The 12,382-nt window shown below is 42.4% G+C and carries 14 protein-coding genes and 1 other annotated feature; all 14 genes read left to right on the top strand.

What is annotated here, in order from left to right:
* Positions 1–30 precede the first annotated feature (30 nt).
* Entirely contained in the window at positions 31–807 is a 777-nt protein-coding gene (locus AKG37_RS12755; RefSeq protein WP_060699377.1) for an ABC transporter ATP-binding protein, read from the top strand.
* 79 nt (positions 808–886) lie between these two features.
* A complete protein-coding gene (locus tag AKG37_RS12750) occupies positions 887–1,123 on the top strand; it encodes a YlmC/YmxH family sporulation protein (RefSeq protein ID WP_008344958.1) in 237 nt (78 codons plus the stop codon).
* 284 nt (positions 1,124–1,407) lie between these two features.
* On the top strand, positions 1,408–2,199 hold the full coding sequence (gene pgeF, locus AKG37_RS12745) for a peptidoglycan editing factor PgeF (protein ID WP_060699376.1): 792 nt from the start codon (positions 1,408–1,410) through the stop codon (positions 2,197–2,199).
* A 6-nt stretch (positions 2,200–2,205) separates the two neighbouring features.
* Complete coding sequence (locus AKG37_RS12740; RefSeq protein ID WP_060699375.1) at positions 2,206–2,895, top strand: YggS family pyridoxal phosphate-dependent enzyme; 690 nt, start codon at positions 2,206–2,208, stop codon at positions 2,893–2,895.
* A gap of 1 nt (position 2,896) precedes the next feature.
* Positions 2,897–3,355: a cell division protein SepF gene (gene sepF / locus AKG37_RS12735; RefSeq protein WP_003212271.1), complete on the top strand. Its 459-nt coding sequence runs from the start codon at positions 2,897–2,899 to the stop codon at positions 3,353–3,355.
* A 6-nt stretch (positions 3,356–3,361) separates the two neighbouring features.
* A complete protein-coding gene (locus AKG37_RS12730; protein ID WP_060699144.1) occupies positions 3,362–3,643 on the top strand; it encodes a YggT family protein in 282 nt (93 codons plus the stop codon).
* A gap of 53 nt (positions 3,644–3,696) precedes the next feature.
* On the top strand, positions 3,697–4,473 hold the full coding sequence (locus tag AKG37_RS12725) for a YlmH family RNA-binding protein (RefSeq protein ID WP_060699143.1): 777 nt from the start codon (positions 3,697–3,699) through the stop codon (positions 4,471–4,473).
* 26 nt (positions 4,474–4,499) lie between these two features.
* A complete protein-coding gene (locus AKG37_RS12720; protein ID WP_008344947.1) occupies positions 4,500–4,994 on the top strand; it encodes a DivIVA domain-containing protein in 495 nt (164 codons plus the stop codon).
* 59 nt (positions 4,995–5,053) lie between these two features.
* Positions 5,054–5,291 (top strand) — a binding site (T-box leader).
* Positions 5,292–5,350: 59 nt separating this feature from the next.
* On the top strand, positions 5,351–8,116 hold the full coding sequence (gene ileS, locus AKG37_RS12715; protein WP_060699142.1) for an isoleucine--tRNA ligase: 2,766 nt from the start codon (positions 5,351–5,353) through the stop codon (positions 8,114–8,116).
* 160 nt (positions 8,117–8,276) lie between these two features.
* Positions 8,277–8,651: a TraR/DksA family transcriptional regulator gene (locus AKG37_RS12710; RefSeq protein WP_060699141.1), complete on the top strand. Its 375-nt coding sequence runs from the start codon at positions 8,277–8,279 to the stop codon at positions 8,649–8,651.
* A gap of 94 nt (positions 8,652–8,745) precedes the next feature.
* Entirely contained in the window at positions 8,746–9,213 is a 468-nt protein-coding gene (lspA, locus tag AKG37_RS12705; RefSeq protein ID WP_060699140.1) for a signal peptidase II, read from the top strand.
* A complete protein-coding gene (locus tag AKG37_RS12700; protein WP_060699139.1) occupies positions 9,210–10,124 on the top strand; it encodes an RluA family pseudouridine synthase in 915 nt (304 codons plus the stop codon). Before lspA ends, AKG37_RS12700 begins: the two co-directional genes overlap by 4 nt.
* 170 nt (positions 10,125–10,294) lie before the next feature.
* A complete protein-coding gene (pyrR, locus tag AKG37_RS12695) occupies positions 10,295–10,837 on the top strand; it encodes a bifunctional pyr operon transcriptional regulator/uracil phosphoribosyltransferase PyrR (protein WP_007499718.1) in 543 nt (180 codons plus the stop codon).
* A gap of 153 nt (positions 10,838–10,990) precedes the next feature.
* Complete coding sequence (locus AKG37_RS12690) at positions 10,991–12,319, top strand: uracil-xanthine permease family protein (RefSeq protein ID WP_060699138.1); 1,329 nt, start codon at positions 10,991–10,993, stop codon at positions 12,317–12,319.
* The last annotated feature ends 63 nt before the right edge of the window (positions 12,320–12,382 follow it).

The raw sequence follows: 12,382 nt of genomic DNA, 5'->3' as shown, positions 1-12,382 counted from the left end.
TTCAGAATTTTTACTCAGGGGGAAATGATGGTGTCACTTGAATTGAAGAATGTTTCATTAAAACGAAATGGGAAATGGCTGCTCCAATCTATTGACTGGCAGGTAAACAAACAGGAGCACTGGGTGCTTTACGGTTTAAATGGTGCGGGCAAAACCGCTTTATTAAATATGCTCTGCTCATATTATTTTCCCACGTCAGGTGAGATGACAGTGCTAGGGCATGTCTTTGGCAAGGAGGCTCTTGGTGAAAAGCTAAGGAGGAAAATTGGACTCATCTCTGCGGGACTTAAAAAAAAACTGCACAGAGATGACAATGCATTTGAAATTGTGCTGAGCGGCGCATTTGCTTCTATCGGGCTTTATGAAACCCCGACAGATGACATGCGAGAGAAAGCCATTGATCTATTAAAAGCATTCGGTTCATTCAAATATGCCAACAGAACATATGAAACACTCTCACAGGGAGAGAAGCAAAAGGTCCTGATTGCAAGGGCTTTAATGAATGACCCGCAGCTTTTGATTTTAGATGAACCTGTGACGGGTCTTGATTTTTTAGCAAGAGAGCAAGTGCTGGAAACCATTTCATTCATTGCATCAAAGCCTGATGCACCCACGTTGCTCTATACAACCCATCACGCAGAAGAGATTCTACCTGTTTTTCAGCACACCTTATTATTAAAAGATGGGTCTGTTTTTCATCAAGGAGAAACAAAAGAGATGATGACAAGTGACATGCTTTCTTCGTTTTTTGAATGCTCGGTTGAGGTCATGTGGAGAAATGGTCGTCCTCATTTAAGCAAATTGTAGATAAAAGAAACTATTGGTCTGCGTCCCTGCTTTTCCATCATACATATTATAGTAGAAAACGAAAGGCGGGGAAGGACAGATGATCAGTATTTCTGAATTCCAAATCAAGGATGTCGTCGATGTGTCCAGCGGGAAAAAATTAGGCACGATTGGGGATATTGATATTAATGTCACAAGCGGCAAAATACAAGCGATTATTATTGGCGGCACAGGTAAAATGATGGGATTTTTCGGAAAAGAAGAGGAAATGATTGTCCCATGGCGAAATATAGTAAAAATTGGCGAAGATGTGATACTTGTCCGGCTATCTTCTTAACTCGTATAACTCCTCAATGAACCATTCAATTTTTCCTTAAAATAAAATCTTCATTCTTAGTAAACAATGTCTTTTTCGGGTAAAAAGATTACGTTTTCATATCAATTTGTAAAAAAACCTGCAGAAAGGGCACATTTGAGTGTAATATTTAATGAATCCCACTAACTGTCTATGCATGTCTTGTGGTAAAATAGGAGCGATATAAAGAGAGATGAATGAAAGGTGGGAGGCCAGCTTTGACACACAAATATGACCCCTTTCAGCAGAAATCATCTTATGCAATGATGATTCATGATTGGACGAACATGACTTGTTCTGGTAAAGAGGTATTGGCCGGATTCACGACAAAAAATGGCGGCTTCAGCCTTTCTCCATATCAATCATTGAACACTGGACTCCATGTTGGAGATGATGCTTCTAGTGTCCAAATGAATCGTCAAGTCATAGCAGATGCTGCTGCTGTGCCGCTCTCTGATTGGGTGTTTGCAGACCAAACACACGAGGATCGCATCCTGAAAGTCACCAAGGAGCAAAGAGGAAGAGGAAGTCTTCATTATCATGAAGCACTGCCTGGAACAGACGGCTTATATACGTCCGAACCGAACATAATGCTCGCTCTTTGTTTCGCTGATTGTGTTCCGCTTTATTTTCTAGCTCCGCAAAACGGATTAATTGGAACGGCTCATGCCGGCTGGAAAGGAACCGTCAAGCAAATTGGTGCAAAGATGGTTGATGAATGGGTCAGCCAAGAAGGTGCTAAAGTCGATCATATTCAAGTCGTCATTGGACCATCTATTGGCAGCTGCTGCTACATAGTCGATGACGTGGTCATGGATCAAGTGAAACAGCTTCCTTTTTCAACAGAGGATGTGTATTCCGAGATTTCACAAGGACAATATAAAATTGATTTGAAAACATTAAACAAAAACGTTTTGCTTCATGCAGGAATAAAGGAAGAAAATATACATGTCAGTTCGATGTGCACAAGCTGCAGTGATCAGCTTTTCTTCTCACACCGGCGTGATCAAGGGAGAACAGGACGTATGATGTCTTTTGTCGGGTTTAAGGAGGCATAAGTGCAATTGAATGTACGAGAGAATCTCAGACAAATAAATGAACAAATAAACGAAGCATGTAAAAGAGCCGGTAGACATCCAGCAGATGTATCGGTCGTTGCTGTCACAAAGTATGTCTCAATTGAACGAGCACAAGAAGCCAAGGAAGCAGGAATTTTGCACTTTGGTGAAAATCGTGACCAAGGGTTACTTGAAAAGCAGACGGCCATAACCGATGAAAACATTAGCTGGCACTTCATCGGCAGTTTACAAACACGAAAAGTAAAATCTGTCATTCAGACAATTGACTACTTACATTCGCTCGACAGGATGTCTCTTGCGAATGAAATTGAAAAAAGAGCGGATCATACAGTTCGCTGTTTCGTACAGGTAAACACATCTCAGGAGGAGTCAAAACACGGCTTGAAAAGTGAAGACGTCATTCCATTTGTGAAGCAGCTTGCGGATTTCAAACAGATTGAAATTGCTGGACTGATGACGATGGCTCCATTTACAGATGATCACACTGTGATTCGAAACTGCTTTAAAACATTAAAAAATCTTCAAGAAGAAGTAAAACATCTTAACCAAGTAAATGCACCTTGTCAGCATTTATCGATGGGCATGTCAAATGATTTTAAAATCGCAATTGAAGAAGGTGCGACATTCGTTCGGATTGGCTCTTCACTTGTTGGAAATGAAACAGGAGGTGCGTGACATGAGCATAAAAAATAAGTTTAAAAGCTTTTTCACTCTCGACGATGAAGAGTATGAGTACGAATATATTGATGAAGAAAGAGAACCCGTCCAAGAAGAAAAAGGCACGAAGGATAAAGCAGCATTTCAAGAGCGTCCGCAGACAGGAAAACAAAATGTCGTCAGCTTGCAAAGCGTGCAGAAATCCTCTAAAGTGGTGTTAAGTGAGCCGCGTGTTTATGCAGAAGCGCAGGAGATTGCAGACCATATTAAAAACAGACGTGCAGTCGTCGTGAATTTGCAGCGCATTCAGCACGACCAAGCAAAGCGAATCATCGACTTCTTAAGCGGTACTGTTTATGCAATCGGTGGAGACATCCAGCGTATTGGCTCGAATATATTCCTCTGCACACCTGATAATGTAGATGTATCTGGCACAATATCAGAGCTATTGACAGAGGAAGAACCTCAGAGGTGGTAAACCATAGTGATTCTAAATTTCATTTTTAGTATTTTAGGAACGGTATTAACGATTTACTCATTCGCGATTATTATTTACATCTTTATGTCATGGGTGCCATCTGCAAGAGAAACTGTGTTTGGCCGTTTTTTGACAAATATTTGCGAACCGTATTTAGAACCATTTCGTAAAATTATTCCGCCAATTGGCATGATTGATATCTCGCCAATTGTGGCATTGCTTGTAATTCGTTTTGCATCATCATATGGACTAAATGGTCTTTACAATATGATTGTACGCTTCATGTAAACAGGCTGCCGGGCTTGGCACTGCCAGGCTCTTTTACATAAGAGGGGAACAAAATGAGCGATATCTATCAGCATTTTAGAAAAGACGAACAGCCATTTGTCGACCAAGTGTTAGGCTGGAAAAAAATCGCACTCGACCAGTATCGAATGAAATTAACAGACTTTCTTGATCCGCGTGAGCAATTTATTACCGAGTCCGTCATCCAGCATGCTGATGAACTTGGAATCATGTTTTTTGGCGGGTATGAGGGAGCGGAGCGCAAAAGAGCCCTCATTTATCCTGATTATTTAGAGCCTTCTATTCAGGATGTTGAGCTGGCCTATTTTCAGGTGAACTATGCGAAAAAGTTTATGTCCATAGAACATCCGAAGCTTCTTGGCTCATTAATTGGGACAGGCTTGAAGCGTCAAAAATTTGGAGATCTGTTATTCTCAGAGGAAGATGTGCAGTTTATTTGTACAAGTGATGTTGCCGATTTTGTACGAGCGCAGCTGACGCATGTCGGGAGAGCATCCGTTTCATTAGAGGAAATCACGCAGGCAGATATAAAGCCTGTGATCACGAAGACTGATATCAAAGAAGATACCATTTCATCACTGCGGCTTGATGCTGTATGTGCGGCTGTCAGCCGTCAGTCTCGGCAAAAAGCACAGCTTTTAGTTAAAAATGGACTGGTCAAAGTCAATTGGAAAGTCACTGAGGACCCTTCCTTTACAATCGGTGAAGGCGATCAGCTCTCTGTCCGGGGATTTGGCCGCTTTAGCCTCAAAACGATTGATGGGAAGACGAAAAAAGATAAATTCAAAGTAACATTTGAGCTTCTGACATAACGAACTTGAATCTGGAGGTGGCGAGGTTGCCATTAACACCTAATGATATTCATAATAAAACGTTCACAAAAAGCTTTCGCGGCTATGATGAAGATGAAGTAAACGAGTTTTTAAGCCAAGTACGTAAAGACTACGAGATCGTACTTCGCAAAAAGAACGAGCTTGAAGACAAAGTAAACGAGCTTGACGAAAGACTAGGTCATTTTGCGACAATTGAAGAAACGTTAAACAAGTCAATTCTTGTGGCGCAGGAAGCTGCAGAAGACGTCAAACGTCATTCAGATAAAGAGGCGAAATTGATTATTCGTGAAGCAGAGAAAAATGCAGATCGTATTATCAACGAAGCTTTGTCAAAATCAAGAAAGATTGCGATGGAAATCGAAGAGCTGAAGAAGCAGTCGAAAGTATTTAGAACCCGTTTCCAAATGCTTATTGAAGCTCAGCTTGATCTTCTAAAAAATGACGATTGGGATCATTTACTGGAATATGAAGTTGACGCTGTCTTTGACGAAAAAGAATAAGCGCATCATCTTGACATGACGTGTGCATGTTGCATATAATACCATCATAAATTAACAAGAGATAAACGTTTGAAAGGGACACTCGCAGTTGTCAAATGCGTAATAAAGCGAATCAGGGACGGTGGAAGCCTGACATTACGAGACGCTGCAATGAGATCACCCCTTTAGTTCCTTTTCTGAAATGAATGAGTAAGAAAAGGCGTCTGATCACGTTACGATTTTAGAGTGGATAAGCGGCTGTTTCAGAGCGCTTGTCTAAAAGGGTGGTACCGCGAGACAAGCCTTCTCGTCCCTTATGGGATGAGAGGGCTTTTTTTATTGTTTTTTAATTAGAATTTGCATATGGAGGAATGGGTATGAACTACAAAGACACCTTATTAATGCCGAAAACAGAATTCCCAATGAGAGGGAACTTGCCGAACAAAGAGCCTGAAATCCAAGAGGAGTGGGCAGAGAAAGACATCTATCAAATGGTTTTAGAGCGGACAAAAGGACGCCCGACCTTTATTTTGCATGACGGACCTCCATATGCGAATGGTGACATTCATATGGGGCACGCACTTAATAAAATCCTAAAAGATTTTATTGTCCGTTTCAAATCAATGAATGGTTTCCACGCACCGTACGTGCCGGGCTGGGATACACACGGTTTACCAATTGAAACAGCCCTTACTAAAAATAAAAAAGTCAAACGCAAAGAAATGTCGACAGCTGAATTCCGCAAACTATGCGAGGAGTATGCTTGGAAGCAAATCGAAGGTCAGCGCAACCAATTTAAGCGATTAGGCGTCAGAGCAGACTGGGACAATCCATATGTCACGCTAAAGCCTGAGTATGAAGCACAGCAAATTCTTGTCTTCGGTGAAATGGCGAAGAGAGGCTATATTTACAAAGGGCTAAAGCCTGTTAACTGGTCTCCTTCAAGTGAGTCAGCTCTTGCTGAAGCGGAAATTGAATATAAAGACAAACGCTCACCATCCATTTACGTTTCATTTAAAGTGAAAGATGGAAAAGGCGTACTTGAAAACGGCGAACAATTCATCATCTGGACAACAACACCGTGGACACTTCCTGCAAACCTTGGCATTTGTGTTCATCCAAACCTGGAGTACAGTGTTCTTCAAGTGGGAGCTGAGCGATATGTTGTCGCATCCGAGCTAGTTGAACAAGTGGCAAAAACGCTTGGCTTTGAAGAGTATGAAGTCGTGAAAACACTAAAAGGAAAAGAATTAGATACCATCGTTGCAGAGCATCCGATCTACGGTAGAGACTCTCTTGTGATGCTTGGCGACCACGTGACAACGGATGCAGGAACAGGCTGTGTTCACACAGCACCAGGTCACGGGGAAGATGACTTTATTGTCAGTATGAAATACGGTCTTGATGTACTATGTCCAGTAGACGAAAAAGGTGTCATGACAGAAGAAGCGCCTGGTTTTGAAGGACTATTCTACGAAGATGCCAATAAAGCCATTACAGAACAGCTTGAAGCAAAAGGCGCGCTGAAAAAGCTCGACTTTATCACGCACTCTTACCCGCATGACTGGAGAACGAAAAAGCCAACAATTTATCGTGCAACAGCTCAGTGGTTTGCATCGATTAAAGACTTTAGAGAAGCGCTATTAGACAATATTAAAGAAACGAAATGGGTACCAGCTTGGGGCGAGACACGCCTATTCAATATGGTGCGTGACAGAGGAGACTGGTGCATTTCAAGACAGCGTGTATGGGGCGTTCCAATTCCGGTCTTTTATGCAGAAAATGGTGAGCCGATCATCACGGACGAAACAATCCAGCATGTATCTCAATTATTTAGAGAACATGGCTCGAATATTTGGTTTGAAAAAGAAGCGAAAGAGCTATTGCCAGAAGGCTTTACACATCCAGGTAGCCCGAATGGTGAATTCACTAAAGAGCAGGACATCATGGATGTATGGTTTGATTCCGGTTCTTCTCACCAAGCCGTTTTAGAAGAAAGAGAAGATCTTGTCCGTCCAGCAGACCTTTACCTTGAAGGATCTGACCAATATCGCGGCTGGTTTAACTCATCCTTATCAACAGCAGTTGCTGTCACTGGAAAAGCACCATATAAAGGTGTCCTAAGTCACGGCTTTACGCTTGATAAAGAAGGACGCAAAATGAGTAAATCATTAGGCAATACGATTGACCCAACGAAGGTTGCGAAGCAGCTTGGTGCAGAGATTCTAAGACTTTGGGTATCTTCTGTCAACTATCAAGCCGATCACCCAGTGTCTGATGATATCTTGAAACAAGTAGCAGAGGTCTATCGTAAAATCCGTAACACGTTCCGCTTCCTGCACGGAAACCTATTTGACTTTAACCCAGCAGTCAACGCAGTACCGGTAGAAGAGCTTCGCGAAGTGGATCAATATATCTTGATCAAATTAAACAAATTGATTGATAAAGTGAAAAAAGCTTATGATGATTACGAATTTGCTGTCGTCTATCATGCGATTCACAATTTCTGTACGATTGAGCTAAGCTCTTTCTATCTCGATTTTGCAAAGGATGTCGTGTACATTGAGCATGCGGATCACCCGGATCGCCGCAGCATGCAGACAGTCTTCTATGAAACATTAATGGCATTAGTGAAGCTGACTGCACCAATTCTTCCGCATACTGCAGATGAATTATGGAGCCACTTAAGCTTTGTTGAAGAGCCAAGTGTTCAGTTAACAGATATGCCAGAAGGTGTTACTGTTCCTGAAGCGGAAGCAACAGAAGCGAAGTTTGACCGTTTTATGGAAGTACGTGACGATGTGCTAAAAGCGCTCGAAATTGCGCGTAACGAGAAAGTCATTGGACGTTCTCTTGAAGCAAGTGTGACCCTTTATGCGACAGAAGAAGTGAAAAACCTTCTTGCATCCATTAAAGAAGATGTGAAGCAGCTCTTTATCATCTCTGAATTAACTGTAGAAGATGAGCAGCATGCAGATGCATCAGCGCCTGAATATACATCAGGACGAATTGTGGTTCAAAAAGCAGAAGGAGAACTGTGCGAACGTTCCCGTATTATTTCAAAAGATGTTGGTGCAAATCCGAAATACCCAACATTGTCGCTGAAAAATGCTGAAATCGTGGAGAAATATTACCAGAATTAACAGTGCGAAATCACCAACTAGCGCCCCGTCATATGCGGGGCGTTTTCTTTTTTGAGAAAATGACAGCGTTTAGAACGAAAGGAAAAATCTTATGGCTTTAAAGTGAGCTGGCGGGGCAACAATATGATTATCACGACAGGGCAGGAGTTGAAATAGCGACATGAATGGCGATCTAGAGACGATTTACACGGAACTCCTTCAAATGAAAGATGAACTGCAATCTAAACTGTTTGAATACGCATCATTTCGTTCACCCGCTGAGCATGTCACCTTGAATGAGGTCAAAACGACCACACTTCTTTATCACATCAAAGAAGAGCTGCAAGATGTGTCTCTCGCTATTGCAAAAATCGAGCAAGGAACTTACGGCATATGTGAGGCGACAGGAGATGTGATTCCGCTTGAACAAATGAGTATTCTTCCTACCGCCCGCACGGCTGATGACTTTTTATATCATAAGCAATATGAGAAAAAAGCATTCACTCCTTATCCTTACGAATCAACCGATTCTCATTTTGAAGCCTTCCACATGTAGGGAGGTTTTTGTCTGTCAACTAAAGTTTCTTTACTCCTTCCTGTTTTCTTGATAAAATGCTTAAAGATCAAAGTATGAAGATGGAGGAACGTGTGTGTTCTATTACATAATCGCATTCGTGATAATTTGTTTAGATCAATTAACAAAATGGCTCATTGTTAAAAATATGATGCTCGGAGATTCTGTTCCAGTGATTGATGGATTCTTTTATATCACGTCTCACCGAAATTCAGGAGCTGCATGGGGGATTCTCCAAGGACAAATGTGGTTTTTCTATGTGATCACACTCGTTGTTATTGCGGGAATTGTTTTTTACTTGCAAAAGTATGGACAAAAGGACAAGCTGCTTGGCATAGCGCTGGCCTTAATGCTTGGCGGAGCGATTGGAAACTTTATCGACCGTATTTTCCGTCAGGAAGTGGTTGATTTTGCTCATTTCGTATTTGGGAATTATCACTATCCAATCTTTAATGTAGCAGATTCTTCTCTCTGTGTAGGGGTTATTCTGCTCTTCATTCAAATGCTGTTAGATGGAAAGAAAAATAAGGAGTCAACTACATGAATCAAGTAACTATTGCCGTTTCAGAAGAACAAACGAGTGAACGGCTTGATAAATTTTTAAGCACGACAGAACCAGAATGGTCAAGAACACAAGTCCAGCAGTGGGTAAAAGATGGGCTGATTGAAGTAAATGGGAAACAAGTGAAGGCTAACTACAAAGTACAACCTGGAGATCAAATCAAAGTGGAGATTCCAGATCCAGAAGAACTTGATGTAGAAGCAGAACCAATGGATCTTGATATTTATTATGAGGATGCAGATGTGCTAGTGGTGAATAAACCACGAGGAATGGTCGTCCATCCAGCACCGGGTCATGTGTCAGGAACGCTTGTCAATGGCCTGATGGCACATTGTACAGACTTATCAGGGATTAATGGTGTGATGCGGCCTGGAATTGTCCACCGAATTGATAAGGATACGTCTGGTTTGTTAATGGTCGCAAAAAACGACATGGCACATGAGTCACTTGTTAATCAGCTTGTGGCAAAGACTGTCACAAGGAAATATACGGCTGTTGTCCATGGCATCATCCAGCATGATACTGGCACAATAGATGCACCAATTGGCAGAGACAAAAAAGACCGCCAAAGCATGACGGTCACAAAAGAAAATGCAAAACAGGCCGTCACTCACTTCGATGTGATGGAACGCTTTAAAGACTTTACCGTTGTAGAATGCCGACTTGAAACAGGTAGAACACACCAAATTCGTGTTCATATGAAATATATCGGGTATCCTCTTGCTGGAGACCCAAAATATGGACCAAGAAAAACAGTCGATTTTAATGGACAGCTTCTGCATGCAGGTGTTTTAGGGTTTGATCATCCTAGAACAGGTGAATATATAGAGTTCACAGCACCAATTCCAGCTGATATGCAAGCTTTCATTGATTCATTAAGAAATAACGATTGACAGGCCGTTCTTTTTCTGAAATAATAAACAAAGAAATTGAGATTCTTTAAAACAGTCCAGAGAGGCTGAGAAGGATAACGGATCAATTTGTGCATATGTATGTACAAATGAACGCCCCTCTCTGCCCTTTGCAGAAGGGGCTTTTTATTTGTCAAAAAGAGGTGTAAAAGATGGAACAAAAAGCAGTGATTCTTGATGAACAAGCGATTAGACGAGCGCTTACCCGAATTGCACATGAAATGATTGAGCGCAACAAAGGGATGAAGGATGTCATCCTTGCCGGGATCAAGACAAGAGGCATACATCTTGCAAAGCGCCTTGCAGAGCGCATCGAGCAAATTGAAGGAAACCCAGTAACAGTGGGTGAACTTGATATTACGCTATATCGTGATGACCTGACAAAGAAGACAGAAAATCAAGACCCGCTTGTAAAAGGAGCAGACATCCCAGCTGATATCAATGACAAAACATTGATTGTCGTCGATGATGTGCTGTTCACGGGCAGAACCGTGAGAGCAGCGATGGATGCGCTTGTTGATGTAGGCAGACCGTCATCCATACAGCTTGCCGTTCTCGTCGACCGAGGACACCGGGAGCTGCCGATTCGAGCGGATTATATCGGGAAAAACATTCCGACATCAAAAGCAGAAACAGTTATGGTTCAGCTAAATGAAGTAGATCAAAACGACCTTGTCGCTATATATGAAAAATAACCTTTTTAAATGCATTCCAGAGAGTTTGCAAAGAGGGCAATAACAGAGACACCAAGCACAAGTTAAGTGACGTGTATGGTTTTTCTAGGCCTCTTTGCGCATACTCGCAAAGAGGCTTTTTTAATGAAAAAGGACACATCTAGGAGGAAAATCATGAGTCAGCAAAAAGCCAATTTAGGCATTCGAGATATCCCAAAACCGTTCACATGGCTATCACTTAGCCTTCAGCATTTGTTTGCCATGTTTGGTGCGACCATTCTTGTACCAAAAATCATTGATATGAGTCCAGCCGTCGCGCTCATTTCAAGCGGAGTTGGAACGATTGTTTACTTAATCATTACAAGGGGACAAATTCCGGCGTATCTTGGATCGTCCTTTGCCTTTATCGCCCCCATACTGAATGTCAAAGCAACAGGCGGCCCTGGAGCCGCAATGGTTGGTGCCTTTATGGCGGGTGTCGCTTATGCGCTCATCGCCCTGTTCATTAAATGGCTCGGTACAGGCTGGCTGATGAAGCTTCTGCCGCCAGTCGTCGTAGGACCAGTCATAATGGTCATCGGTCTCGGACTCGCTGGAACAGCAGTCAACATGGCGATGTATGTTGATCCGAATGCCACCGAGCTTGTTTACAGCCTCAAGCACTTAATGGTCGCTGGCTTCACACTGGCTGTCACGATTATCAGCATGATTTTCCTAAGAGGATTCCTTAGTCTAATCCCAGTATTAATCGGTATTATTAGCGGCTATCTCTTTGCCTTAACACAAGGCATTGTGAACTTCCAGCCGGTCATTGATGCAAAATGGTTTGCTGTACCAGACTTCGTCTTGCCATTTGTCGACTATACACCTGCTGTGACCTTAAGCATCCTCACAGTGATGGTGCCGGTTGCCTTTGTTACAATGTCTGAGCATATCGGCCATCAAGTGGTGTTAAGTAAGGTCGTAGGACAAGACTTCATTAAAAAACCAGGTCTTCACCGCTCCATTTTAGGGGATAGTGCAGCGACAATCTTCGCTTCACTCATTGGCGGACCGCCAACAACAACGTATGGAGAAAACATTGGCGTACTTGCCATCACAAGAGTGTTCAGTATCTTCGTCATCGGCGGAGCCGCAGTGTTTGCAATCTGCTTCGGCTTTGTTGGGAAAATTTCAGCATTAATCAGTACAGTGCCGTCCGCGGTCATGGGAGGCGTATCGTTCCTGCTCTTTGGGATCATTGCTTCAAGCGGCCTAAGAATCCTGATTGATCATAAAGTGAATTTTGAAGAAAAGCGTAATCTCATTATTGCATCAGTCATCCTAGTCATCGGAATTGGCGGGGCATTCATTCAGGTAAAACAAATCAACCTCACATTATCTGGAATGGCACTCGCTGCAATTACAGGCGTCCTGTTAAATCTGATCCTGCCGCATCAAAAAGCAGAGGATGACGAGTCAACAGAATCAAATACAGACAACCTTTTAAAAGAAGTCCAGTGAGGCTGACAAGGGTTCTAAATGGAGCAGAAAGTGCGAAAGCGCCGCTGCTTCTTTTGGAGAACC

The organism is Bacillus australimaris (genome assembly GCF_001307105.1).
In the GTDB taxonomy this organism is placed as follows: domain Bacteria; phylum Bacillota; class Bacilli; order Bacillales; family Bacillaceae; genus Bacillus; species Bacillus australimaris.
This window is presented reverse-complemented; position numbering and strand designations above follow the sequence as displayed.

Bases quoted from the DNA above. Each gene is read 5' to 3' on its own strand.
- AKG37_RS12725 (WP_060699143.1), top strand. From the start codon at position 3,697: ATGAGCGATATCTATCAGCATTTTAGAAAAGACGAACAGCCATTTGTC.
- AKG37_RS12750 (WP_008344958.1), top strand. From the start codon at position 887: ATGATCAGTATTTCTGAATTCCAAATCAAGGATGTCGTCGATGTGTCC.
- AKG37_RS12690 (WP_060699138.1), top strand. From the start codon at position 10,991: ATGAGTCAGCAAAAAGCCAATTTAGGCATTCGAGATATCCCAAAACCG.
- AKG37_RS12710 (WP_060699141.1), top strand. From the start codon at position 8,277: ATGAATGGCGATCTAGAGACGATTTACACGGAACTCCTTCAAATGAAA.
- ileS (WP_060699142.1), top strand. From the start codon at position 5,351: ATGAACTACAAAGACACCTTATTAATGCCGAAAACAGAATTCCCAATG.
- pyrR (WP_007499718.1), top strand. From the start codon at position 10,295: ATGGAACAAAAAGCAGTGATTCTTGATGAACAAGCGATTAGACGAGCG.
- sepF (WP_003212271.1), top strand. From the start codon at position 2,897: ATGAGCATAAAAAATAAGTTTAAAAGCTTTTTCACTCTCGACGATGAA.
- AKG37_RS12700 (WP_060699139.1), top strand. From the start codon at position 9,210: ATGAATCAAGTAACTATTGCCGTTTCAGAAGAACAAACGAGTGAACGG.
- pgeF (WP_060699376.1), top strand. From the start codon at position 1,408: ATGATTCATGATTGGACGAACATGACTTGTTCTGGTAAAGAGGTATTG.